The sequence below is a fragment of the Methylomicrobium sp. Wu6 genome (genome assembly GCF_035916875.1).
Lineage (GTDB): Bacteria > Pseudomonadota > Gammaproteobacteria > Methylococcales > Methylomonadaceae > Methylomicrobium.
Window position 1 is genome coordinate 20,751 of sequence record NZ_JAXUHN010000090.1, and the last position, 24,627, is coordinate 45,377.

Below are 24,627 nucleotides of genomic sequence, written 5' to 3' on the forward strand. Positions count from 1 at the left end.
GACAAATAAAGTATCGTCCGTTCTCCGGGCGGGTTCAGCGTCCTCTTGACTTATTATTAATTTTTTTCGAAAGCTTGCTATTTTCGTGTGCATCCCCATAATCATTATTCCAAGAACAGTGTTGAAGGTTCCTTGAATGGACACACAGAAAGATTTAGACATACAACCACCCCTGTCGCTGGTTCCGGTCCTGCCGTTGCGCGATGTGGTGGTTTATCCCCACATGGTGATCCCTTTGTTTGTCGGCCGCGAGCGCTCGATCGACGCGCTGGATGCCGCGATGAAGGACAATAAACAGATTTTGCTGGTCGCGCAGCGCGAAGCCGAGGTCGATGAGCCGGAATTCGACGATCTTTACCATATCGGCACGCTGGCGAACATTCTGCAATTGCTGAAACTGCCCGACGGCACGGTCAAGGTGCTGGTTGAAGGCAGCGAGCGCAGTCAGGTTTTGAAATATATCGAAACCGGCAGCTATTTTTCGGCTCAGGTCGCCACGCTGGAAGACCAGTTGACCTTGTCCGAACAGGAGCAGGAAGTCTTACAGCGCACCGCAATCAGCTCGTTCGACCAATATGTCAAGCTGAACAACAAAATTCCGCCCGAAGTGCTGAACGCGCTGGCCGGCATCGATGACCTGAGCCGTCTGGCCGATACCATTGCGGCGCATATGGCCTTGAAAGTGAACGAGAAGCAGACGATTCTCGAAACGATGGATACTGGCAAGCGTCTTGAAAGTTTGATGACCTATATGGAAGGCGAGGTCGATCTTCTCGAGATGGAAAAACGCATTCGCGTGCGCGTGAAACAGCAAATGGAGAAAAACCAGCGCGAATATTATCTGAACGAGCAAATGAAGGCGATTCAGAAGGAGCTCGGCGAAATTGAAAATGCGCCGAATGAAATCGAGGATCTCGAAAACCGGATCGAAGACGCCGGCATGTCCAAGGAAGCCAAGAGCAAGGCGCTGGCCGAACTCAACAAGCTCAAGCTGATGTCGCCGATGTCGGCCGAAGCGACTGTCGTTCGTAACTATATCGACTGGATGGTCAATGTGCCGTGGAAACAGAAAACCAAGGTGCGCCACGATCTGAAAATCGCCGAGCAGGTGCTCGAAGAAGATCATTTCGGTCTCGAAAAGGTCAAGGAACGGATTCTCGAATACCTGGCCGTGCAGCAGCGCGTCAAACAGTTGAAAGGACCGATCCTGTGCCTGGTCGGACCGCCGGGCGTCGGCAAGACTTCGCTCGGCGAGTCGATCGCGCGCGCAACCAACCGTAAGTATGTGCGGATGGCGTTGGGCGGCGTGCGCGACGAAGCCGAAATCCGCGGCCACCGGCGCACCTATATCGGTTCGATGCCGGGCAAGATTCTGCAAAATCTGGCCAAGGTGAAGACGCGCAATCCGATGTTCTTGCTCGACGAAATCGACAAAATGGCGGCCGATTTCCGCGGCGATCCGGCGTCCGCCTTGCTGGAGGTGCTGGACCCCGAACAGAACCATACTTTCTCTGATCATTATCTGGAAGTCGATTTCGATCTGTCCGATGTGATGTTTGTCGCGACTGCGAATACGATGAACATTCCGCCGGCGCTGTTGGACCGAATGGAGGTGATTCGTCTGGCCGGTTATACCGAAGACGAAAAAATCAATATCGCGATGCGTTATCTGATTCCGAAGCAGATCAAGAATAACGGTTTGAAACCGCAGGAAATCGAGATTACCGAAGCGGCCGTGCGCGACATGATCCGCTATTACACCCGCGAGGCGGGCGTTCGGGGCTTGGAACGCGATATTTCGAAGGTTTGCCGTAAGGTCGTCAAATCGCTGCTGTTGCAGCCGGCCGAGCAGAAAACGGTGGTTACCCAGGAAAACCTGGATAGCTATCTGGGCGTCAGACGTTTCGATTTCGGTTTGGCCGAGGAACAGGATCAGGTTGGTCAGGTTACGGGGCTTGCCTGGACCGAGGTCGGCGGCGAATTGCTGACGATCGAAACAGCTGTGATTCCGGGCAAGGGCAAGCATTCCTCGACCGGCAAACTCGGCGAGGTGATGAAGGAATCGATCGAGGCGGCGATGACCGTGGTCAGAAGCCGCGCGGAAGTTCTCGGCATCGACAGCGATGTGTTCCAAAAGAACGACATCCATATTCACGTACCCGAAGGCGCGACTCCGAAAGACGGGCCGAGCGCGGGTATCGGCATGTGCACAGCGATTATTTCCGCGTTGACCAAGATTCCGGTGCGCGCGAACGTTGCGATGACCGGCGAGATCACGTTGCGTGGCGAAGTGCTGCCGATCGGCGGGCTGAAGGAAAAATTGCTGGCCGCGCATCGGGGCGGCATTACAACCGTGTTGATTCCTGTGGACAATGCGAAGGATTTGGCGGAAATTCCGGAAAACATCAAACAGAATCTCGATATCAAGCCAGTGCACTGGATCGATGAGGTGCTTGCGGTTGCGCTGCAATATATGCCGTCGCCGGTGACCAAAAACGAAGTCGATGACAATGCGAAGGCCGAATTGGATCCGGTCAAAATCAAAAATCAGGGATTGACCGCGCATTGAAAGGCTTTCTTTTTGTGACGGATGCACGGAGATGCAGTCATTCTGCGCTCTCCGAGCTTGACAGTCGGCAACAGCGCTTGATATAACTGTTGCCTTTCTTGTGTGGTTATTGATCCCAAGAAATAGGCTCGGGCTATTGCTGAACGAATATCAACATATATAAAAATATAGAATTTCCTAAAGGGGGAATAATGAATAAATCGGAATTAATCGACGCTATCGCACATTCTGCTGAATTGACCAAGGCTGACGCCGGCCGTGCTCTGGACGGTTTTATCAAAGCCGTGGAAGACTCCTTGAAAGCAGGTGATTCGGTCACTTTGGTCGGTTTCGGAACCTTTTCAGTGAAGGAAAGAGCCGAGCGCAAGGGCCGTAATCCGCAGACTGGAGAAGAAATTACGATCAAGGCTGCAAAAATGCCTGCATTTAAAGTTGGCAAATCTTTAAAAGATGCTGTACAATAGTGATCTTTAAGTCGGGTGCTTAGCTCAGCTGGGAGAGCATCGCCCTTACAAGGCGAGGGTCGGGGGTTCGAACCCCTCAGCACCCACCAGACTTTGGAGCGGTAGTTCAGTTGGTTAGAATACCGGCCTGTCACGCCGGGGGTCGCGGGTTCGAGCCCCGTCCGCTCCGCCAAAATAAGAAAGCCCCGTACCAATCGGTCCGGGGCTTTTTTTTTATCGGATTTTGCCTACAATCACAGGATTTCTTTAGGACAGAGCATATGCTGACGACAATCAGAGAAAAGGCGCAAGGCGCGTTCGCGTGGGTCATCTTGCTGGCGATCGGTATTCCGTTTGCGTTATGGGGTATTCAAAACTATTTTGACGCCGGGAAACTTGCGCCGGTCGCTTCTGTTGGCGATAAAGATTTTTATCAGAACGATGTGAACCGTGCCTATGAGCAGTACGCCCAGCAATTGCGCGGGATGGGCATTGACGAAGCCACGCTAAAGGCGCAGGCGCTCGATAAACTGATCAAGGACGAAGTCCTGCTGCAATACGCGCATGCGACGGGTTTGGTCGCGACCGATCAGGAAGCGCGCGACTTCATCAAGGAACTCGATTATTTCAAGGTCGACGGCAAGTTTAATGAAGATCGTTATAAATCATTGTTGAATTCGCAGAGAATGACTTCGAACGACTTCGTTGCGCGGATCAAGAATGCGTTGATCATGCAGCAGCTGCAAGGGGGCGTTACCGATACCAGTTTCGCGACATCCTACGACGTCGAGAGCTTTTTCAAGATTCAGAATCAGCAGCGCGATTTCGATTATGTGACCGTGGCATTGCCGAAATTGACCGAACAGCCTTCCAACGAAGAGATCAATGCTTACTATCAGCAGCATCAGGATCAATACAAAACGCCTGAGCAGATCTCGGTCAGTTATGTCGAACTGTCGCTCGATGCGATCGCGCAAAAAGTCGAAGTGACCGATGACAAGCTGAAAGCTTATTATGCGGAGCAAAAGGAACAGTACAGCACGCCTGAGCGCCGGAAGATCAGCCATATTCTGTTTGCGGTCAACGCGCAAACCGACGACAAAACCGCACTCGCCAAGGCCCAAAAAGCCAAAGCCGAACTGGCGAGCAGGGATTTCGCGGCGCTGGCCGCAGAAGTGTCGGACGACAAGCTGACCGCGAAGAACGGCGGCGATTTGGGGCTTTTCAATGCTGGCGCGATGGATAAATCGTTCGAGGAGGCAGTCGGCAAGCTCAAGCTGGGCGAAGTGTCGGAGCCGGTCAAATCCTCGTTCGGCTATCATCTGATCAAAGTGACCGAGCTGGTGTCGGGCGAAACGAAACCGTTCGAGAGCGTGAAGGCCGAGGTGACGAAGGCCTATCAAAAATCGCAGGCCGAAACGGCTTTCTATGATTCCGGCGAAAAACTGGCCGAGTTGAGTTATGAAAATCCGGACAACCTGGATGCGGTCGCGAAAGCTCTGGGGCTGGCAGTCAATAAGACCGCTTTCTTTACCAAGGCTGCCGGCACCGGCATCGCGGCAAATCCGAAAATCCGCGAAGCGGCATTCTCCGACGAAGTGTTGCAAGGCAATAACAGTACACCGGTCGAAATCAGCGCCGAGCATGTGGTCGTGCTCCGCAAACTCGATTATAAGCCGGCCGCGATTGAAGCGCTGGACAGCGTGAAAGCCGGGATCAGCGCGCAACTGCTAATCGAAAAAGCCAAGAAGCAGGCGCTTGAAAAAGCGCAAAAACTGAAGGATGCGTTGAGAGCCGGTGAAACGCTTGCGAACTTGGCCGCGAACGAGAAACTCGAAGTGAAAAAAATGACCGGTTATACGCGCGGCAAAACGGAGATTTCTGACGCACTCAGCGATGCGGTATTCAAGGCCGCGAAACCAGCGGGCGGCAAGCCGACGATTCTGGTGGCCGAACTGCCGGACGGCGCGCAGGCGGTGGTCAGTCTGAGCAAGGTCGCTCCGGGGGTGATCAGCGAGGATGACAAGAAAAAAATGGATCTGGCGACCAAGAATATCGCCAAAGCTTTCGGGCAAGCCGAGTTCAATGCGATGCTGCAAACGCTCGAAACGGATGCCGATATCGAGATCAACAAATCGGCTGACGAGGCCAAAACGCAGTAAATAAAAAAGGGAGCTTCGGCTCCCTTTTTTATTGCAATTGAGCGCCTAGAGGGTATGCAATGCGTACCCTCTAAGACTCAAGATGCCGCCAATCCCGCGATGTTGTAGCCACAATCGACATAAGTGACTTCGCCGGTGATGCCCGAGGCAAGGTCTGAACACATGAAGGCCGCGACATTGCCGACTTCTTCGATCGAGACATTCCTTTTCAACGGCGCGGTATCCGCCGCCTTGCTCAGCATCGCCTTGAAGTTGTTGATGCCGGAAGCGGCCAAGGTTCTGATCGGACCGGCCGAAATCGCGTTCACGCGCGTGCCTTCGGCACCCAGGGCCACCGCCATATAGCGTACATTCGCTTCGAGGCTGGCTTTCGCGACGCCCATCACGTTGTAATTCGGAATCGCGCGTTCGGCGCCGAGGTAGGTCAAGGTCAGCAGCGAACCGTTGCGGCCAGCCATCAGGCTTCTGCCGGCCTTGGCCAGCGCGGTGAAGCTGTACGAGCTGATGTCATGCGCGATGCGGAAATTTTCCCGCGTTGTCGCGTTCACATAATCGCCATCCAATGCATCGCGCGGTGCATAAGCGACCGAATGCACGATCGCATCGAGCCCGTCCCAATGCTGGCCCAGTACTTTAAATACATTGTCGATGTGCTCGTCGGAGCTGACATCGCATTCCACGGTGATGCTGGAGCCGCATTCGGCGGCCATTTCCTCGACCCGGCTTTGCAGCTTGTCGTTTTGAAACGTAAACGCCAGCTCGGCGCCTTCCCGATGCATTGCCTTGGCGATGCCCCAGGCAATCGAACGATTGCTCGCCAGACCGACAATCAAGACACGTTTGCCTTGCATGAAACCCATTCTGATCTCCCGTTGTTTTTGTGGATATACTTTGTGTTTGCTTGCTGCCTTGACGATAGAAAAGTCAGGTTTTGATGCGCAAACACGATAAAATAAGCCGCAAAGTATCCACGACCCATTCAGCGATGTCCAGTCTTTTGTCAATCAAGTTTTGCCGCGCCGATATTTTTCCTTCCGCTCTGTTTTGTCTGGCGGCTCTGCTGGTTGCGTGCAGCGATTCGCCCTGGAACGATCCTTATCCGAAGCAGGATGACAAGCAGGCGGTGCTGTATATGTCGTTCGCGGAGCGCCCCAAGCATTTGGACCCGGCGGTCGCCTACAGCGAGAACGAATATGCGTTCATCGCGCAGATTTACGAGCCGCCGCTGCAATACCATTATCTGAAACGGCCTTATCAACTGACGCCGTTGGCCGCGGCGCGTCTGCCCGACATTCGCTATTACGATCGGCAGGGCCATAAGCTCGGAGCGGATGCCGATCCGCAAGACATCGCCTACAGCGATTATCTGCTCGAAATCAAACCCGGCATCCGTTTTCAGCCTCATCCGGCCTTTGCTCAGGATAAAGAAGGGCGATACCGTTACCATCATCTCGATAAAAATGCCGTCGATGCTTTAGCGACATTGAACGATTTTGCCGAGACCGGCACGCGCGAGTTGACCGCCGAGGATTATGTTTATCAGATCAAGCGTCTTGCCTATCCGAAGACACAGTCGCCGATCGCGGAAATGATGAAAAACTATATCGTGGGGTTTGACGATTTCGCCAAAATAAGCGCCGACAAGTCCAAGGCAGTGCTCAAAACGCTGCCGATAGCCGGCGTCGAGGCGCTCGATCGATATCATTATCGGATTCGAATCAAAGGTAAATATCCGCAGTTCAGCTATTGGTTGGCGATGCCTTTTTTCGCGCCGATGCCCTGGGAGGCCGATGCGTTTTACGACCAGCCGGGTTTCAGCGACAAAAACATTACGCTAGACTGGTATCCGGTCGGCACTGGGCCTTATTTCCTGGCCGAAAACAATCCGAACCGGCGCATGATGCTGGTCAAGAATCCGAATTTCCATTTCGAGGCCTATCCTTCTGAAGGCGAGTCCGGCGACGCCGAGAAAGGTTTGCTGGCGGATGCCGGTAAGCCGTTGCCGTTCATCGATAAAGTCGTCGTGACGCTCGAAAAGGAAACGATACCGAACTGGAGCAAATTTTTGCAGGGTTATTATGATTCCTCGGGCATCGCGTCCGACAGTTTCGATCAGGCGATACAGTTTACCGGCGGCGGCGTGACCTTGACCGACAGCCTGAAAGAGAAGGGCATCCGCCTTTATACCTCGGTCGAAACCTCGATCTTCTATATGGGCTTTAACATGCTCGATGCAACAGTTGGCGGCGATAGCGACCAAACCCGGAAACTGCGCCAGGCGATTGCGATCGCGATCGACTACGAGGAATTCATTGCGATCTTCCGGAATGAACGCGGCGTGCCCGCGCAGGGCGCAATTCCTCCGGGCATTTTCGGCAACGAGCCGGGCGAGGCCGGCATCAATTCTTACGTTTATGATTGGGTGGACGGCAAGCCTCGGCGTAAATCGATAGAGACAGCCCGCAAATTGATCGCCGAGGCCGGCTATCCGAACGGCGTCGACCCGAAAACGAAAGAGCCCATGATTTTGTATTTCGACACGACAGCGACCAGCGTCGATGACAAGCCGCTGATGAGCTGGTATCGCAAGCAGTTTCAAAAGCTCGGCATTCAACTGGTGATCCGCGCGACCGATTACAACCGTTTTCAGCAAAAGATGAGCGCCGGCAATGCGCAAATTTATGTCTGGGGCTGGAACGCCGATTATCCCGATCCGGAAAATTTCTTTGCGTTATTGTACGGCTTCAATGGCAAGGTCAAACACAGCGGCGAGAACTCGGGCAATTACCAGAATCCCGAATTCGACCGCTTGTTCGAACAAATGCGCAACATGGAGAACGGCGAACAGCGCCTGCAAATCATCCGGCAAATGCAGGCGATCATACGCCGCGATGCGCCCTGGGTATTCGGTTTTCATCCCAAGACATTTTCACTCTACCATAGCTGGGCGAGCAACCTGAAACCGAATCTGATGGCGAACAACCGGCTCAAATATGTACGTATCGATCCGGTCCAGCGAGCCGAACTCCGCAAGCGATGGAACCGTCCGGTGTTCTGGCCGCTGGCCGCCGCCGGGGTGTTGGTCGCCCTGTTGTTCGCGCCCGCGGTCCAAGCCTATCGCCGCCGCGCCAAACGCTCCCTGCCTGCGGCACTGGCCAATCAAACGGAGGTATTACGATGATTTACTATATTATCCGCCGCCTGCTCTATGCATTTCCTATCCTGGTCGGAATCAACATACTGACCTTCGTGCTGTTTTTCATCGTGAACAGCCCTAACGACATGGCCCGGATGCAGCTTGGTCAAAAGCATGTTACTCCGGAGGCGATCGCGAACTGGAAGCATCAGCATGGCTATGATCGGCCGTTACTCTGGAACGAGCAAGCGCAGGGCGGGGCCAAAATCACCGAGACGATTTTTTATCAAAAATCGGTCGGCCTGTTTTTGTTCCGTTTCGGCGTCTCTGACAGCGGCCGCAATATCGGCGCGGATATTCAACAGCGAATGTGGCCGAGCCTGGCGTTGGCGATGCCGAGCCTGGTGGTCGGTTTGCTGACCAATATCGGTTTTGCCTTGCTGATGGTGCTGTTTCGCGGCAGTTATCTGGAGTTCGGCGGGCTGGTGTTGTGCGTGGTCCTGATGTCGATTTCGTCACTGTTCTACATCATCGGCGGCCAGTTCGTGATCGGCAAACTGCTAAAACTGGTGCCGATTTCCGGTTACGACGAAGGTTTCGGCGCACTCAAGTTTTTGATCCTGCCGGTCGTGATCGGCGTGTTTTCTGGCATCGGTTCCGGTGTGCGCTGGTATCGGACCTTATTTCTGGAAGAAGTCGGCAAGGATTATGTGCGCACCGCGCGCGCGAAGGGCCTTACCGAAACCCAGACGTTGTTCCGCCATGTGCTGCCGAATGCGATGATCCCGATTCTGACCGGCGTGGTCGTCGTGTTGCCGCTGTTGTTCATGGGCAGCCTGATCATGGAATCGTTTTTCAGCATCCCGGGTCTCGGCAGCTACACGATCGATGCGATCAACAGCCAGGACTTCGCGATGGTTCGCGCAATGGTATTTCTTGGATCGATCCTGTATGTACTCGGACTGTTGCTGACCGATATTTCGTATACACTGGTCGATCCGCGCGTCAGGTTGTCTTGACCGGCGATTCCGCGGGAATAATCGGCGCGTAGAGCAGGGAACGCGTTAGCGTTCCGACAATCGAAGCCGTGATGCTTCGAAGTGTGCCGCCTAATCGCTAACGCGGCAATGCGAATTTTTTTGGCCAGCCAGGTTAAAAAAATGGTTATCTCAAAATTTTCTATTTCATTCACAAGAGGAAAAATCTATGTCGATCCCCCCTGTTTTCAAAAAAGCGGCAATGCTGTCGTCAGTATTGTTCGTTGCGCAGAGTCATTCCGCGTTCGCAAGAGAAGCGTCTGAAATCAAGAGAACGGTGTTGTTGCAGCAACAGGCGACACTGCCTGGCCCGAACGTGAACGGCAAAGTGATTCGGGTTGACTTTCCGCAAGGCGTCAAAACCCCACGCCATACGCATGAAGGCCCGGGGCCGCGCTATGTGGTCAAGGGCACGCTGCAAGTGGTCGAAGGCGACAAGACCGGCATTTATTCGGAGGGTGAGGTTTTTTGGGAAACCGGCCAATCGATGACCGTCGAGAATATCGGCGGCGAGCCCGCCGAATTGATCATTTTTGAAATGGGGCCGGGGCATTGATGAGCGTACGATGGTTGAGTTTGCTGCTGCTGACGCTGTGTTGGGCAAGGGCTTCGGCTGAACCGCCGAAGCCCTTGCTCTGGCAAATCAGCGACGAGAACAATAGCGTTTATTTGCTGGGCTCGTTTCACATGCTGAAGGCCGAGGATTATCCGCCGGCGGCGGTTGCCAACCAGGTGTTCGATGATGCCGGCAAAGTGTTTTTTGAAGTTGCTCCGGAAGAGTTGAACAATTCCGGGCGGGTTCAAGCGGTAATGCAGACAGGCTTTATCTCCGGCGGCGGAACGCTCAAGCAAAGCCTGAAAGCCGGCACTTGGAAGCGGTTGCAAGACTATTGCCGGACCAACCGGTTGCCGATCGAGACGTTCCAGGCCATGAAACCGTGGCTGGCGGCGTTGACAATCGCAAATTTTGAAGTCACCAAGGCCGGTTTTCTGCCGGATTTGGGATTGGACAAGCATTATATGGAAATGGCGGCTATCGCCCGCAAGCAAACGGCGGGACTTGAAACCTTGAGTCAACAGCTTAAGGTTTTTGATGAAATGGATCAACAGGATCAGGAGTTGTTCTTGAACCAGAGCCTAAAAGACATGCAGGACCCCGCGCAGCTGCATCAATTGCATATGCGTTGGCGCAACGGCGACGCAGAAGGCTTGCTGCGGTTGCTGCGTCAGGATGGAATCAATGACATACCCGGATTTTACCGGCGTCTGAATAGCGATAGAAACCGCGCCTGGCTGCCGCAAATTTCCGCGTTTCTGCGCGAAAACAGTACGGGCAGCGCCTTGGTCGTGGTCGGCAGCCTGCACTTATTGGGCGCCGACGGTCTGGTCGAGCTGTTGAAACGTCAGGGATTTCGCGTGGTTCGCCTGGATTGAGCGAGCCGTCAATGCCGAGTATCCGCCTGATAAGGCGATAAATCGCCGGTCAGCAGTTTTTGCACATCGATCCGATCGAAGCGGTATTGCTTGTTACAAAATTCGCAGCCGACTTCGACAGCACCTTTTTCTTCCAGAATATGCTCAAGCTCCTGCTCGCCGAGCGAACGCAGGGCGTATTCGATTTTCTGCGTGGAGCAGGCGCACTCGAATTGCACCGGCTCGGTATCGAAGAGCCGGACTTTTTCTTCATGAAATAGCCGGTGGAGAAGCGCCTCGCAGTCGAGATTCAGTAACTCGGTTTTTGTCAGGGTATCGGCCAGCGTCACGATCCGTTCCCAGGCGAACTTGAAATCCTTGTGCGTCGGCAATTCCTGCAGCAAGAGCCCCGCCGCAACCTTATCATTCGCGAACAGCCACAAACGGGTATCCAGTTGTTCTGACTGGATGAAGTAAGTCTGCAAGGCGGCGGCCAGGTTGTCGCCCTTCAGCGGTACGATGCCTTGGTAGGGGTCGGAGTTATCCGGCCTGATCGTCAGTACCAATCGACCTTGTCCGAACATGGCTTCGAGCGGGCCCTGCTCGACTTCGCCGGCACAACGCACTTGGCCTCTGATTTTTCGGTCGTGCGTCGACTGCGCGACCAGGGTTCTGAATGCGCCGTCGCCCTGCGCCTGCATGATGATCGAGCCGTTGAACTTGATCGTGGCGGACAACAGCGCCGCCGCCGCCAGCGCCTGCCCCAAATTCTCTAGCACGGTCATATTGCCGTGCTGATTCTGCCTGGCGGATTGCCAACTGTCCGTCAATTTGACCCATTCGCCGCGCACACCGAATTCTTCGAAAATAAAACGGCGTAAACTATCTTCTTCCATCCTGTCTTTCCGGAAAAGTAAACACTTTATTATACCTTGCAATCGATGTAACCTAGCGTCCTGTTCATTTTAATGGTTTCGGCCATGATTTTTTCCTCGAAAAAGCTGTCGCTTCCAGACCCTCTGGACGCGCTGCCCGGCAATCCCGAACCGATGCGCGTGACCAATCGTCATTTTGTGAACGGCAATCCAATTTTGCCGCCGTTTCCCGAACATCTGCAACTGGCGATGTTCGGTCTCGGCTGCTTTTGGGGCGCCGAGCGCCGTTTTTGGAATCATCCCCACGTTTTCAGCACCGCGGTCGGCTATAGCGGCGGTGTTACGATTAATCCGACATATGAACAGGTCTGTTCCGGCATGACCGGACACAGTGAAGTGGTCAGGGTGGTTTACGATCCCGAGTTGACACCGTACGGCGAACTGCTGAAGCTGTTCTGGGAAGCGCACAATCCGACGCAAGGCATGCGCCAGGGCAACGATATAGGCACGCAATACCGCTCCGGGATTTATACCTATGACCAGCAACAATATGATCAGGCCATCGCGTCAAGGCTGGCTTTTCAGGAGCAATTGATGAGGGCGGGATTTGGCGCGATTACGACCGAGATTATTTTGCCGGCCGGCGAGTTTTATTATGCCGAGGATTATCACCAGCAATACCTTGCCAAGAATCCCGGCGGCTATTGCGGGCTCGGCGGCTTAGGCGTGTGCTACGCCGACAAATGAGCGGGCAAAAAAAAGGCGGTTGGGTAACCGCCTGAGAACTATTAGGAAGATTTCAACGCAACTTTCAGCTCACAGGCTCCGAAGAACCTCAAAAGTTAGGTTAATAATAACAACAGCGGACGCAAGTTAAAATGTGGCAAATTGTCGCATGGCAACAATGGTTGCAAAAAGGGGACAAAATGTTGCGCATGAATTTGAATGCTTAGGCGTAAAATCGGAAGGCAAAAAAAAGGCGGTTGGGTAACCGCCTCAGAACTATTAGGAAGATTTCAACGCAACTTTCAGCTCACAGATTCCGAAGAATCTCAAAAGTTAGATTAATAATAGCAACAGCAAAGTCAATTTAAAATGTGGCAAATTGTCGCACCCGTGCAACGATTATCAAAAAAGCGACAGCGACATTTCCAGAAGGCATTTCTGGCCTTGTCGGGTACGATTATAAAAAAAGGCGGTTGGTAAACCGCCTCAAAAAATTTAGGCAGATTTAAGCGTAACTTTCAGTCAACCTGCTCGCTAAACGCTGCAAAAAGTAAATACAATCATTGCGATGGCATTTGAAAGGGTAGTGCGACATGCTGTCGCAGTTCGCAATGTCTGCTAAATCGGCGACAATAACGCTAGAGACACAGATTGGTCAATTTTTTCGGTTATTTTGGAAAATGCTCACAAACGTTACCCCCAAGTCGGAATTCAACGCCAGACAAAATCTGAAATGGCTGTTTATCCTCAGAAATATGCTGATTCTGGCGGCTTCGCTGTTGGTGATCATCTCGGTCTATGGGTTGAATATCAAGTTGCCCGAAGAGCAATTGTGGCTGGTGGTCGTGTCGATCATCTCCGTCAATATGTACACGTCGATGCGTTTGCAGACCGAGGACCCGGTATCGGAGCTCGAAATTTTCTCGCAATTGACGACCGATGTGCTCGGGATTGCCGCGTTCATGTATCTGACAGGCGGCGCTTCGAATCCGATCATCTGGGTGTTCCTGCTGCCGCTGATTGTAACCGCGATCATGCTGCCGCAATCTTATGCCTGGTACATGGTCGTGTTGACCACCTCGATGTACACGATTTTGATTGCCTACAACATCCCTTTGCCCTCGATCGAGCCGCACATGCCCGATCCAGCGCAGCTGCATCCGGATATGGCGCATTACTCGATGCTGTTGAATGCTTATGCGGCTGGCGACCGGCACTATTACGACCTGCATATGTTCGGCATGTGGTTCGGTTTTGTGTTCAGCGCCGGACTGGTCGCGTTTTTCGTGGTCGAATTGGCGAAAACATTGAAAATTCAGGAACGCAGTCTGGCGATCGCGCGCGAAAATGCGCTCCGTGACGAACGCGTGGTTGCGCTCGGCACACTGGCCGCGAGCGCGGCGCACGACATGGGCACGCCCTTGGGCACGATCGCGATTGTCGCGCATGAATTACGGCAGGAATATCCGCTGCACCGCTTTCCCGATCTTCATGAACAAATCGACATCATGCAGGAACAGCTTGACCGCTGCAAAAAAGCGTTATCGGTGATGTCTGCTTCGGCTGGCGAAATTCGCGCCGAATCCGGACGCATCATGCGCGTGACCGCCTATATCGATGATGTGATCAATCTCTGGCGCACCCAGAAATCCACGGTCAAACTGAATTTTTTCATCGATCCGGACAATGTCGATGAAGCCGAAATTATCGCCGAACGCACGCTGACGCATGCCTTGATCAATATCTTGAACAATGCGGCCGACGCGTCCGGCGATAATCGCAAAGGCATTGAATTTCACGCTTTCTGGGATTTGCGGCTCATGCATATCAAGATTCGCGATTATGGCCCCGGTTTTCCGCCGGAAATGCTCGAGAGCGCAGGGAGAAAGCCGTTGATAAGTAAAAAGCACGGCTTGGGGGTCGGCCTGTTTCTGACATATTCAACTATTTACCGGCTTGGCGGCACGATCCGGCTTTATAATGCGGAGCCGCACGGCGCCTGCGTCGAGATCACGCTGCCGCTGTTGCATGCCGAAGTGAACGAAGAGGAGAATTCCATCAATGGATAACCGAGCGAGCGATAAACCGAGATTATTGCTGGTCGACGACGATGAAACCTATTGCCGGGTGCTCAAATCCGCGCTCGAAAAACGGAATTATGAAGTGCTGGTCGCCAACGATGTGCAGAGCGGCATCGAGCTTGCCGAACAGAATCTGCCCGAATATGCGGTGATCGACTTGCGCATCGGCCATGAATCGGGCCTGGAACTGGTAAAGAAACTGATTTCACTGGACGCGAATACCGCTTGCGTGATGCTGACCGGCTTCGCGAGTATCGCGACTGCGGTCGAAGCGATCAAGCTGGGCGCAATACACTATCTGACCAAGCCGGCCAACGCCGACGAAATTTTGGCTGCGCTGCATAAGAACGAAGGCGACGCGACCGTGTCGATCAGCGAAAGCCCCTTGTCGGTCAAGCGCCTGGAATGGGAGCATTTGCAAAAAATCCTGATGCAGCACGACGGCAATATTTCGGCCGCCGCCAGAGCTTTAAACATGCACCGGCGCACGCTGCAACGTAAACTCGAAAAACGGCCGGTCAGGGAGTAACAGTGATTCGCTCACTTTGTCGCGATGCCGGCATCTTTTGTAGCGATCGGGACATTCGTCATATGCGTTGCGATTGTTGGCAACCGTTCTTTTGTCCCTTGACCTCCCTTGAGGTAGATTCGCCATGGGGCTGGATCGACCGGTCATAGGGCTGTCGGTTTGCCGCTCGTCATCAATTCAATCTCTTCTACGATTTCCTCCTGCCTTAGGCGGTTACGCTGCCGCATCAATTCGCTGCCGCCTTCTTCGAGATGGCTGATGGCATTCTCCATTTGCATCAGCCGCATGTGATTTTCAACCCGGACCGAGCGCAATAAAAGCGCCACCATCTGGTGGAATAAGTAATGTTCGGCGATACCGGCGGCGGTTTCCGCGGGCGATGCGAAAACATAAGGAGGGTAGCCGGAAACGGCGGGGCGTTCGTCGGCTTGCGGCAATAGACGCTGGCTGCGCGCGCCGCGCTCATCGCGAAAGCAGGCGATCAACCCTGGCGCGCCCCGGTATTTTTGCCGCAAATCGGCAATGGCCGGCAGAATCCGCTCGATCGTCGCGGAAGCGTCGAGCCCTCCATTCGCGCCCGGCACGCGGAAGGTCAAGTCGTTTTCCGGGAGCAAATCGTGCAGACGCTCGCCGATCAGGATTACGGGTCGTTGTTCATCCGTTTGTTCTTGCCAGAAACGCAGTACATCCTCGTTGAAACTACCGCAAAATCCCCGCACCGAGCCGAACAGCAGCCAGATGTCGGCATCCGGTTTCTCGGCTGGAGGCAGGGCGAACGCGACGTCGTTTAGCGCTGCGGCCAGATTTTGCACGAGTTGCTGTTGAGTTGCCTCGCGTTTGCCGACCTTGCGCAATTCGGCCAGTGCAAAACTGCGCATCGCGCCGAGGATGCCCGACAAATCTTCATACAAGGCCAGGCGGGTTTCTATTTCACGCCGCTGGCTCATGCGTTTCGCTCAACCAAGATTTCAACATGCCCAGCCACTGCGGTTTAGGGGTTTCCAGTTTCAGGCCGGAATCCGTCAGTTGTTCGAAGAGTCGATGCAAACGTGCGCAGGCCTGTTCGGGCGGAATGCCATTCAGCAAGCCTTCGCCATACGCCAGTAGCCAGGCCAGATGCGCCTGTTCGGATAGCGGTTCGAGCCGGTCCTGTTTCAGTATCTCTCGTAGCAGGCGGCCGCGTTGCAGTTTTTCTTCAACGGCGGCGTCGAGCCGGGCGCCAAAGCGGGCAAACAGTTCGAGTTCCAGAAACTGCAAAAAGTCGAGACGGATACGCGCGGATGCCTCTTTGATTGCGGCATGTTGCGCCTTGCCGCCGATCCGTGATACCGAACGGCCGATGTCGATCGCCGGCAACATGCCGGCCGCAAACAATTTGCTTTCAAAATAAATCTGGCCGTCGGTGATCGAAATCAGATTGGTCGGGATATAGGCGGACAGTTCTCCTTGCCGGGTTTCGATGATCGGCAGCGCGGTCATGCTGCCGCCGCCGGATGACAGGCTCAGGACGGTCGAGCGTTCGAGCAGGCGCGAATGCAGGTAAAAAATATCACCGGGATAGGCCTCGCGGCCGGGCGGACGTTGCAGCAGCAGCGACAGCTCGCGATACGATTGCGCATGGCGGGTCAGATCGTCGTAGACGACCAGCGTATCGCGGCCCAGGCGCATCCAGTGTTCGGCGATTGCGCAGCCGGCGAACGGGGCCAGATAGCGGAAACCGGGCAGCGCATTCGCTTCAGCGACTACTACGACGGTATAGTCGAGGGCGCCGGCCGCGCGCAGGGTTTCGATCGTGCCGGCGACCGATGTTCGCGTCTGGCCGATCATCACGACGACGCAGTACACGCCACGGCCTTGCTGATTGATCACCGCGTCGAGCGCGAGCGTGCTTTTGCCGATGCCGTCGTCGCCAATGATCAACTGGCGTTGGCCCTTGCCGATCGGCACCAGCGCATCGACGATCTTGTTGCCGGTATATAACGGCTCCTTCACGAAGTCGCGTTCGATAATCGGCGGCGCAGAAGCTTCGAGTGAGTTGTACTGGCTACAATCCGGTTCGGGCAGGCCATCCAGCGCATTGCCTAGCGGATCGACGACACGTCCGAGCAAGGCTTTGCCGACGCCGATTTCGAGCTTGCGGCCGGTGTGCTGCACCGGCATGCCGGCGGTCACGCCTTGTGATTGCGACAATAGGATCGCGCCAAGCATCTCCTTGCCGAGTTGGAATACTAGCCCCGTACTGCCGTCATCGAAACCGATCAATTCGTCGAGCCGCGCCGAGGGCAGGCCGCGCACCAGCGCGATGCCGTCGCCGATGCCGGCGACGTGGCCGCGTTCGCTGAGCCTGAGGCCGAAACGGTAATCTTGCGGGAGCCTATCGGACATGATTGGCTTGCCGTCTGAAAAATTCCAGTTCATCGGCCAGATTCGCATGCAGCACGCATTCGCCGACAATCGCGCGCAGACCTGCGATCAATTCGGGGTCTTCCGAAAATGCCGCCGGCAAGATTTTGCCGCTGACCGTGACCAATGCGGTTTCGATCGCGGCGCGAGTCGCCAAATCCAGAGAATGCGCGGAAACGATCGTGGCCGCTTCATTTTCTTTCAGTGCGCCGGCGGCCTTGCAGAGCAGGGCGCGGTCGTTTTCCGGCAGCGCCGCCAAATCTTGCAGAAGCACAGCGGCGATGCGTTGCGTTAGTTCGGGCGAGGCGAGCCGGTTCAGCATCCGCGCCGCCTCCCCGTAAGCCTGGTTGGCTGCCGAACGCAGCAATTCGGCTTCGCGCGCGGCCAGCAAGGTTTCGTTGCGCACGCGCAATTTTTCTTCCTCATCGGCCAAGGCCTGTTTGAGCTTGGCCATTTCCTGAGTCTTCAAGAGCGCCAATTGCTCATTCAACTGGAGGCGGCTGTGCTCGCATTCCTGGTGCCAGTCGGCCAGACGCGATTCATAGTGCAGGCGCAGCGTTTCGGCTTCGTCATGTTGCTTTTGCGCTTGTTCGGAGGCCTCGCGGATCTTTTGCTGGCGGGCGGCGAGCAGGTCGAGAACCGGCCGGTACAGAAAACGTTGCAGTATCCAGACCAATACCAGGAAATTCAGGATTTCGAGGATGAATGTCGTCCAGTCGAGTTGCATGGCGTCGATCCTTGCCGTTTATTTCAGGAAATATTCGAGTAAAGGATTGCGGAACAAAATGATCAACGCAATGACCAGGCAGTAAATCGCCAGCGATTCGATCATCGCCAATCCGATGAACAGGGTGCGGGTAATCGTTTTTTCGGCTTCGGGCTGGCGCGCCAGGGCTTCCAGCGCGCTGGCGATCGCGCGGCCCATCGCAAGCGCGGGCAGCATGGTGCCGAGCGCAATGACGATGCCGGCGACGGCGGTCGAGAGCAGGCTGAAGAAATGCAGATCAGTCATGGTTTTTCCTTTGAAGAGGGTGAAGACGTGTCGGATTCGCCGGGCTCCAGGGCGCCTGCAATATAGATCAGGGCCAGCATGCCGAAAATATAGGCTTGCACGACCGCCTCGATCACATGCAGCATCAACAGCGGCACCGGCACCAGGAAGCCGGCGATCAGCAGTACCAGCAAAGCCGCCATTTCGAGGCTCATCATGTTGCCGAACAGACGGATCGCCAATGCCAGGGTGCGGGTGATTTCGCTGATGATGTGGAAGGGCAGCAGAATCACGCTCGGTTCGGTGTAATGCCGCAAGTGGCTCCTGAGGCCGCGGCCGCGAATGCCGTACCAGTGGCTGGCCGCGAAAACCAGCACCGCCAGCGCCGCGGTCGCGGACAGGTCGCGGGTCGGCGCATGCTGGCCCGGAATCAGCCCTGCCAGATTCGCCACCAGGACAAACAGCCACAGCGTGCCGACGAAAGGCAGCACCTGACGCACCGAGTTCTGCGGCAATACTTCCTTCAGCGCCGATTCGATCGCGATTACAATCGCCTCGATCGCGGCTTGTAGTCGGTCGGGTTCGGCGCGCAAGCGCAGGCGGACGATTAAAGTCAACAGTGCAAACAACAGCATGATGCCCCAGGTCGTCACGACCGTGCTGCTGATGCCGAGCGGGCCGATGCGCCAGACGATCTCGGCGCCGAGTTCCGAATGATTCATGTCCGGTCTCTCAAAAAGCGAAATACGTTGTAGCCGCCAACCGTGATGCCGAGCACGATCAGGCTGACGGTCCAGCGCACCGAGTAGCCGGAGGCCAGGGTATCGAGCCAGCGGCCGAGATAAGCCCCGGCGACGATCGGCACGACGAACAACAGGCCGAGCGTGCCGCCGTACAGCACAATGCCGATCCAGGTCGTGGGCCTGAATCCCCTGTTTTTCAGGCGTTCGATATCGCGCCGGGTGTGTTTGATCAATTTATCCCGATAGGGCATAACGTTTAACTCCCGCGGCGTTGATTGCTTAACTCGGCCAGCCGTTTGACCAGCGAATGTTCGATTTCGGACAGAGCGGCGCGCGCCCGGTGCACTTCCGAATCGGTCTGCTGCATGGCCGTTTCCAGGTCGGCGCAAATCGCTTCCCGGTCATCGCCGAGGAAATAACGCACCGTGGTGATCGTTAACTGATTATCGGCAAAACGCAAGACGCCGCCCGGCATTGCCAAATAACGCCAAATGCCGCAGTCATCGATGAAACGCGCAAGTCCGTAACGCAGCAGCGCGACCGTATGCGCATGGCCGGCTAGAATGCCGAAACTGCCGCCCTCATCGGCCGCAATAAATTGACGAACCCCTTCAAATCGGGTCATTTCGGCGGTGTCGATCAGGGTCAGGCCGAATGTTTTCATGCCGGCATCGCGCCTTTCATATAGCAGTCGGCCTCGCTGAACTGATCGTATTTGCCGTCGATGAAGGCCTCGCAGTCGCGGATCGTTTGTTCGAGGGGAACGCGTACGCCGGGTATGCCGGTATGATCGGCGACGGTGTTGAAAGGTTGCGTTAGATAGCGTTGCAGCCGCCGGGCGCGCTCGACGATGCGGCGGTCTTCCTTCGATAACTCTTCGATGCCGAGCATCGCGATAATGTCTTCGAGTTCGTGATAGCGCGACAAATGCTCGCGCACCGCGCGAGCAGTCTGGTAATGGCGGTCGCCAAGTATCCGGTGATCCATCATCCGGCTGCCCGAACGCAACGGATCGATAGCCGGATAAATGCCCTTCGCAGTTTGCTGGCGAGACAGAATCACCACGCTGTCCAAATGACCGAGGATCGTTGCGACCGCTGGATCGGACATGTCGTCGGCCGGCACATACACCGCCTGCACCGAAGTGATCGAGCCGGACTTGGTCGAGACGATGCGTTCTTCGAGCGAAGCGACTTCGGTCAGAAGGGTCGGTTGATAGCCGACCGTGGCCGGCATGCGTCCCAATAATCCTGAAATCTCGCTACCGGCCTGTACGAAACGGAAGATGTTGTCCATCAAAAACAGCACCTCCGCTTTCAGGGTATCGCGGAGATATTCGGCGTAGGCCAGCGCGGTATAGCCGACATAAAAGCGTACGCCGGGCGATTCGTCCATTTGGCCGTAGACCAATAAAGCTCGCTCCAATACGCCCGCGTCTCCCATTTCCTTCCAGAGTTCGTGGCCTTCGCGCATCCGTTCGCCGACGCCGGCATAGACCGACACACCCTGCATCGACAGACTGACCGCATGCATGAACTCCATCATCAACACGGTCTTGCCGACGCCCGCGCCGCCGAACAGGCCGGTCTTGCCGCCGCGCACGAACGGGCATAAGAGGTCGATCACCTTGATGCCGGTTTCCAGAATCCGGCTGGCCGGCAAGGTTTCCGAGAGCAACGGCGGCGGAGAAAGGATATTCCGATAGGTTGTTGCAGGTAAGGGCGGTCCGCCGTCCAGCGCTTCGCCGAATACGTTCAGCATGCGCCCGAGGCAGGACGGATCGACAGGCACATGCAGCGGCGCGCCGCGGTCGAATACCGTCATGCCCCGATATAGGCCGGAAGCAGAATGCAGTGTGATTGCGCGGACCAATTCGGGGTTAATGTGCTGTAAGACAACCAGTACATAACGCCCGGCGCCATCGACTACATCGAGTGCCTGACCGATTGGAGGCAAATAGTGGCAGCGCACCTCGACCACCGGTCCATGCGCGGATTCGATCCAGCCGACTGTCGTTTCGTTTGGCGGTAACATGCGCTCCTGCATCGTAATTAAATTCCGGCCGATTCTAGCATAATCCGGTTACTTGAATGGAGAAGGCTGCAACAGTTTGTTTGAAAATACCCCACGAATCAAGGAGTGTCCGGGCTAATTCAGGGGGTATGATTAATCGATTTTTATGTGGCAAAGAAGAACGAGTGCAAGTGAGAAATTGGGGAAAAGAGCCGCTTATTATATGGTCTAGACATTGGACAGCAAACGCCCGAATCTGGCATGATATGCGACCAATTGCCTTGGCTGCCAAGGCTCTGATAAATCACCATCAAGGAAAAAGCAATGAGTAATCTTCCCCCATGCCCGGCATGCGGCTCCGCATTCACCTACGAGGACAATGGCATCTTCATTTGCCCCGAATGCGCGCATGAATGGTCAATCGATGCAACGGTTGAAGATAGCGGCGAGGTTCGCGTGATCAAGGATGCAAACGGCAATGTGTTGCAGGATGGCGACACTGTTACCGTGATCAAGGATCTTAAAGTCAAAGGTTCGTCCCTGGTTGTGAAGGTAGGCACCAAGGTCAAAAACATTCGTCTGGTTGAAGGCGATCATGATATCGACTGCAAAATCGACGGCATCGGCGCGATGAAGCTGAAGTCTGAATTTGTGAAGAAAATCTGATCGGCTTTGCTTACGGCGATTCTAAACCATGGCAAGGCGCTGATAGTACGCTGCCGGTTGCTTGATGGGTTACCCGCATTTTGATAAGGGTGACTTTGTCCGGGAGGCATGCACCACAGCATGCCCTGCGCAGTGGAGACGGCCAGCAGGCGTGAGTTGGAAGGGTCAATATGCAGGCTGACAGCAACGGATTTCCCAATCAGGGGTTGACGTTCCAACTTGGAAAAATCAGCGGAATGCGCTTGACAGAATGAGCTGCCATTTTCGTGTAAAGGACGGGCACGTAGCCTGATAGCAACGATGCGGCAAGTGCAAACAGGAGCAGTCCAATAGTCAGGGGCTCGGCGGAGTTCTGCGCAAAAGCCAGAAAAACCGCGTAGATTCCTGCGACCGCAAGAAGCAGCGATGCGCCAACGACTTTGAACCGGTAGCGCCTAGGCTCGGAGGGAAATGGCGTCATTGGCGGGTTGATTGATAGCGTAGGATGAGGCTTGTTGAGTGATGTGGAATTTCATCATCATTCGGGAAGCTATTGTGAATAAATCCCAAGCGGTTTTCAAGCTCGCAGCAAGGCACCAACATGCGCGGCCACGCTTCGCGCCAGGGCTTCCAGGTTGTAGCCGCCTTCCAGTGCCGATACAATGCGCCTTTCGCAAAATTCGGCGGCGATGCCGGTTAATTCTTCGGTAATCCAGCGATAATCGTCTTCGACCAATTCAATGTCGGCGAGCGGGTCGTCTCGGTGCGCGTCGAAACCGGCCGAAATCAGCAGCAGCTCAGGTTTGAATTTGCGCAGTGCGGGCAGGGCGATCGTGCTGATCTTGTGGCGAAATTCGGTGCCCTCGGTGCCCGCGATCAGCGGGATATTCACGATATTGCCGACGCCGGTTTCGCTGGGGAGACCGGTGCCCGGATAATGCGGCATCTCATGACTGGAGATATAGAGCACCTCGGCTTGCTGGGCGAACGCGGCTTGTGTGCCGTTGCCGTGATGCACGTCAAAATCGACGATCGCGACGCGTCGGATATGATGCTGTTGCCGCGCATATTCGGCGGCGATCGCGACATTATTGAACAGACAGAAACCCATCGCGCGATTCGGTTCGGCATGATGGCCGGGCGGACGCACCGCACAAAAGGCGTTATTCGCCTTGCCGGCCATGACCTGATCGACCGCATCGCAGACCGCGCCGACCGCGCGCAAGGCCGCATTCGCGCTGCCGTGCGACAGATAAGTATCGGCATCGATGTATTGATGGCTGCCTTCGGGAATCATCCGTAAAGTCCGGTCGATATGCGCCTGGCTGTGAATCAGTCCTGCCTGATCGCGTTGTGCTTGTCCCAGCGGTGGCGATTTTCTGACCAGTTTGGCGAATTCGGGCGCTTGCAGCGCTTTTTCGATGCTGAGCAGGCGATTCGGCGATTCCGGATGACTAAAATGAGGCTGGTGCTTCAGAAAGTCTTCGTGGTAATAATAGAGTGTCGTCATAAAGCGAGAAAAATAAGGTACTTGGCAATGCATTGCAAAGCTTCCGCCGGGCTTCATCGAGATCGTTTGCTAAGGTAGAATAGCGGCTTTTATCTAAATAAATCAAGAGGCGCCGAATGGCCTGGATATTGCTCTTTACCGCGGGAGTCGCGGAGATTATTTTTGCGTTGAGTCTGAAATTTAACGAAGGCTTTACCAAATTGTGGCCCAGCGTAATCACTTGCGTCGCGGGATTGTGCAGTTTTTATTTGTTGATGTTGGCGATCAAGACCTTGCCGTTGGGTACGGCATATGCGGTTTGGACCGGCATGGGCGCGGTCGGGGTCGCGATCTTGGGCATTTTATTGTTCAAGGAATCGGCCGATGTGTGCCGGATGATGTCGATTTCGCTGGTCATTCTCGGCATCATCGGTCTTAAATTGACCGAAGCGCATTAATGCTGCATCTGATTTCGGCTTCGCCAATCCCAACGGCGGTATTGGAGCGGATCGATGCGGGCAGCAGCGCCGTGTTTATGGAAAATGCGGTGCTTTGGATTTTGCGCAATAGCCAGTTTAACGGTCGTCTGACAGGGATGTTGGCCGATCACCATTTGTATGCGCTGTCCGCCGATCTGATCATGCGCGGCATCGACGCCGATCAAATCGTGCCGGGTATCGATGTGATCGATTATGCGGGGCTGGTCGAGCTGACCGTTGCGCATCCGTTGATTCAATCATGGAGTTGAAGGTAAACGATGGGGTGTTGGCGACCACGGAGCAGGGATTTCTGGTCAATGCCTCCGAGTGGAACGAAGATGTGGCCGAAAAGTTGGCCGAGGCGAACCGGATCGAACTGAGCTCCGCGCATTGGGAAATCATCCGATTCATTAGAAACTATTATCTTGAGTTCAAACATTTGCCGAATGCGCGCGTGTTCGCGAAGGCGATCGCGAAGACACTCGGCGAGGACAAGGGAAATAGCCGCTATCTGCATCAATTGTTTCCGGATGGGCCGCTGAAATATGCCTGTAAACTGGCCGGCCTTCCGAAGCCGCCGACCTGTTTGTAGCCTCCAGAAGGCTTGGTAAGGCGAAAAAGCAAGGCGCGAAGAAAATAGAGCAATTGTTCCATGCCCGGTTGGGAGATGCTGCGCTTAGCCCATGCCCTTATACACAAATGCCGTCATACCCGCCGGGAAGCGGGTCGACTGCAGGGATGCAGGAGGTAGGGCAATGCAGGAGCAATTGCCGAATCCAGGGCCATGGATGGTAAGCCTAAAACGTCCCTGTGGCCTGGATTCCGGCAATCCACTTGTGCCCCAGAGGGTATGCCGGAATGACGGAGTTGTGTATAAAGGTATGCGCTTAGCC

The 24,627-nt window shown here is 55.0% G+C and carries 26 protein-coding genes and 2 tRNA genes; 16 read left to right on the forward strand and 12 right to left on the reverse strand.

What is annotated here, in order from left to right; all coding sequences use genetic code 11:
* Window positions 1–160: 160 nt before the first annotated feature.
* From lon to U2W12_RS15780, 5 genes are all read left to right on the forward strand, one after another.
* Window positions 161–2,569, forward strand: a complete 2,409-nt coding sequence (lon, locus tag U2W12_RS15760) for an endopeptidase La (protein ID WP_326501800.1) — start codon at window positions 161–163, stop codon at window positions 2,567–2,569.
* A 191-nt stretch (window positions 2,570–2,760) separates the two neighbouring features.
* Window positions 2,761–3,033, forward strand: coding sequence for an HU family DNA-binding protein (locus U2W12_RS15765; RefSeq protein ID WP_326501652.1), 273 nt, complete (start codon window positions 2,761–2,763; stop codon window positions 3,031–3,033).
* Between the two features lie 13 nt (window positions 3,034–3,046).
* Window positions 3,047–3,122: transfer RNA gene (locus tag U2W12_RS15770), tRNA-Val, on the forward strand.
* Window positions 3,123–3,128: 6 nt separating this feature from the next.
* Window positions 3,129–3,205 (forward strand) — tRNA-Asp (locus tag U2W12_RS15775).
* 88 nt (window positions 3,206–3,293) lie between these two features.
* Complete coding sequence (locus U2W12_RS15780; RefSeq protein ID WP_326501653.1) at window positions 3,294–5,174, forward strand: SurA N-terminal domain-containing protein; 1,881 nt, start codon at window positions 3,294–3,296, stop codon at window positions 5,172–5,174.
* A gap of 77 nt (window positions 5,175–5,251) precedes the next feature.
* Here the strand turns inward: U2W12_RS15780 and U2W12_RS15785 are convergent, their stop codons facing one another.
* Entirely contained in the window at window positions 5,252–6,034 is a 783-nt protein-coding gene (locus U2W12_RS15785) for an enoyl-ACP reductase (protein WP_326501654.1), read from the reverse strand.
* 125 nt (window positions 6,035–6,159) lie between these two features.
* Between U2W12_RS15785 and U2W12_RS15790 the strand changes: the two genes are divergently transcribed.
* From U2W12_RS15790 to U2W12_RS15805, 4 genes are all read left to right on the forward strand, one after another.
* A complete protein-coding gene (locus U2W12_RS15790) occupies window positions 6,160–8,355 on the forward strand; it encodes an ABC transporter substrate-binding protein (protein WP_326501655.1) in 2,196 nt (731 codons plus the stop codon).
* Window positions 8,352–9,329, forward strand: coding sequence for an ABC transporter permease (locus U2W12_RS15795; RefSeq protein WP_326501656.1), 978 nt, complete (start codon window positions 8,352–8,354; stop codon window positions 9,327–9,329). Before U2W12_RS15790 ends, U2W12_RS15795 begins: the two co-directional genes overlap by 4 nt.
* A gap of 187 nt (window positions 9,330–9,516) precedes the next feature.
* Window positions 9,517–9,903 (forward strand): cupin domain-containing protein, encoded by a 387-nt coding sequence (locus U2W12_RS15800; RefSeq protein ID WP_326501657.1) that lies wholly within the window; start codon window positions 9,517–9,519, stop codon window positions 9,901–9,903.
* Entirely contained in the window at window positions 9,903–10,781 is an 879-nt protein-coding gene (locus tag U2W12_RS15805; RefSeq protein WP_326501658.1) for a TraB/GumN family protein, read from the forward strand. Before U2W12_RS15800 ends, U2W12_RS15805 begins: the two co-directional genes overlap by 1 nt.
* An 8-nt stretch (window positions 10,782–10,789) precedes the next feature.
* Here the strand turns inward: U2W12_RS15805 and hslO are convergent, their stop codons facing one another.
* Entirely contained in the window at window positions 10,790–11,656 is an 867-nt protein-coding gene (gene hslO, locus U2W12_RS15810) for an Hsp33 family molecular chaperone HslO (RefSeq protein ID WP_326501659.1), read from the reverse strand.
* Between the two features lie 84 nt (window positions 11,657–11,740).
* On the opposite strand from hslO, the gene msrA reads away from it, so the two are divergent.
* From msrA to U2W12_RS15825, 3 genes are all read left to right on the forward strand, one after another.
* On the forward strand, window positions 11,741–12,382 hold the full coding sequence (gene msrA / locus U2W12_RS15815; RefSeq protein WP_326501660.1) for a peptide-methionine (S)-S-oxide reductase MsrA: 642 nt from the start codon (window positions 11,741–11,743) through the stop codon (window positions 12,380–12,382).
* A gap of 659 nt (window positions 12,383–13,041) precedes the next feature.
* Window positions 13,042–14,430, forward strand: a complete 1,389-nt coding sequence (locus U2W12_RS15820) for an ATP-binding protein (RefSeq protein ID WP_326501661.1) — start codon at window positions 13,042–13,044, stop codon at window positions 14,428–14,430.
* Complete coding sequence (locus U2W12_RS15825; RefSeq protein WP_326501662.1) at window positions 14,423–14,971, forward strand: response regulator transcription factor; 549 nt, start codon at window positions 14,423–14,425, stop codon at window positions 14,969–14,971. The genes U2W12_RS15820 and U2W12_RS15825 overlap by 8 nt, the downstream gene beginning before the upstream one ends.
* Before the next feature lie 143 nt (window positions 14,972–15,114).
* Here U2W12_RS15825 and U2W12_RS15830 read toward each other — a convergent pair whose 3' ends face one another.
* The 8 genes from U2W12_RS15830 to atpD are packed head-to-tail and all read right to left on the reverse strand — an operon-like array spanning window position 15,115 to window position 21,142.
* Entirely contained in the window at window positions 15,115–15,918 is an 804-nt protein-coding gene (locus U2W12_RS15830) for a FoF1 ATP synthase subunit gamma (protein ID WP_326501663.1), read from the reverse strand.
* Window positions 15,902–17,389, reverse strand: a complete 1,488-nt coding sequence (locus U2W12_RS15835; RefSeq protein ID WP_326501664.1) for a F0F1 ATP synthase subunit alpha — start codon at window positions 17,387–17,389, stop codon at window positions 15,902–15,904. Before U2W12_RS15835 ends, U2W12_RS15830 begins: the two co-directional genes overlap by 17 nt.
* The gene (locus U2W12_RS15840) at window positions 17,346–18,101 is read right to left on the reverse strand and encodes a F0F1 ATP synthase subunit delta (protein ID WP_326501665.1); all 756 of its coding nucleotides are present in this window, start codon (window positions 18,099–18,101) and stop codon (window positions 17,346–17,348) included. The genes U2W12_RS15835 and U2W12_RS15840 overlap by 44 nt, the downstream gene beginning before the upstream one ends.
* An 18-nt stretch (window positions 18,102–18,119) precedes the next feature.
* Window positions 18,120–18,386: a F0F1 ATP synthase subunit C gene (locus U2W12_RS15845; protein ID WP_326501666.1), complete on the reverse strand. Its 267-nt coding sequence runs from the start codon at window positions 18,384–18,386 to the stop codon at window positions 18,120–18,122.
* Entirely contained in the window at window positions 18,383–19,087 is a 705-nt protein-coding gene (locus U2W12_RS15850; RefSeq protein ID WP_326501667.1) for a F0F1 ATP synthase subunit A, read from the reverse strand. Before U2W12_RS15850 ends, U2W12_RS15845 begins: the two co-directional genes overlap by 4 nt.
* Window positions 19,084–19,359: an AtpZ/AtpI family protein gene (locus tag U2W12_RS15855; RefSeq protein WP_326501668.1), complete on the reverse strand. Its 276-nt coding sequence runs from the start codon at window positions 19,357–19,359 to the stop codon at window positions 19,084–19,086. Before U2W12_RS15855 ends, U2W12_RS15850 begins: the two co-directional genes overlap by 4 nt.
* 5 nt (window positions 19,360–19,364) lie before the next feature.
* Window positions 19,365–19,772 carry a F0F1 ATP synthase subunit epsilon gene (locus tag U2W12_RS15860; protein WP_326501669.1) on the reverse strand — a complete coding sequence of 136 codons (408 nt, stop codon included), beginning with the start codon at window positions 19,770–19,772 and terminating at the stop codon, window positions 19,365–19,367.
* The gene (gene atpD, locus U2W12_RS15865) at window positions 19,769–21,142 is read right to left on the reverse strand and encodes a F0F1 ATP synthase subunit beta (protein WP_326501670.1); all 1,374 of its coding nucleotides are present in this window, start codon (window positions 21,140–21,142) and stop codon (window positions 19,769–19,771) included. The genes U2W12_RS15860 and atpD overlap by 4 nt, the downstream gene beginning before the upstream one ends.
* Before the next feature lie 303 nt (window positions 21,143–21,445).
* Here atpD and U2W12_RS15870 point away from each other — a divergent pair, with 303 nt between their 5' ends.
* A complete protein-coding gene (locus tag U2W12_RS15870) occupies window positions 21,446–21,787 on the forward strand; it encodes a zinc ribbon domain-containing protein YjdM (protein ID WP_326501671.1) in 342 nt (113 codons plus the stop codon).
* A 199-nt stretch (window positions 21,788–21,986) separates the two neighbouring features.
* Here U2W12_RS15870 and U2W12_RS15875 read toward each other — a convergent pair whose 3' ends face one another.
* Entirely contained in the window at window positions 21,987–22,247 is a 261-nt protein-coding gene (locus U2W12_RS15875) for a hypothetical protein (RefSeq protein WP_326501672.1), read from the reverse strand.
* A 96-nt stretch (window positions 22,248–22,343) separates the two neighbouring features.
* A complete protein-coding gene (locus U2W12_RS15880) occupies window positions 22,344–23,276 on the reverse strand; it encodes a histone deacetylase family protein (protein WP_326501673.1) in 933 nt (310 codons plus the stop codon).
* Between the two features lie 116 nt (window positions 23,277–23,392).
* Between U2W12_RS15880 and U2W12_RS15885 the strand changes: the two genes are divergently transcribed.
* The 3 genes from U2W12_RS15885 to U2W12_RS15895 are packed head-to-tail and all read left to right on the forward strand — an operon-like array spanning window position 23,393 to window position 24,326.
* The gene (locus U2W12_RS15885; RefSeq protein ID WP_326501674.1) at window positions 23,393–23,713 is read left to right on the forward strand and encodes a multidrug efflux SMR transporter; all 321 of its coding nucleotides are present in this window, start codon (window positions 23,393–23,395) and stop codon (window positions 23,711–23,713) included.
* Window positions 23,713–24,003: a sulfurtransferase complex subunit TusB gene (gene tusB, locus U2W12_RS15890; RefSeq protein WP_326501675.1), complete on the forward strand. Its 291-nt coding sequence runs from the start codon at window positions 23,713–23,715 to the stop codon at window positions 24,001–24,003. The genes U2W12_RS15885 and tusB overlap by 1 nt, the downstream gene beginning before the upstream one ends.
* Entirely contained in the window at window positions 23,994–24,326 is a 333-nt protein-coding gene (locus U2W12_RS15895; protein ID WP_326501676.1) for a TusE/DsrC/DsvC family sulfur relay protein, read from the forward strand. The genes tusB and U2W12_RS15895 overlap by 10 nt, the downstream gene beginning before the upstream one ends.
* Window positions 24,327–24,627 lie beyond the last annotated feature (301 nt).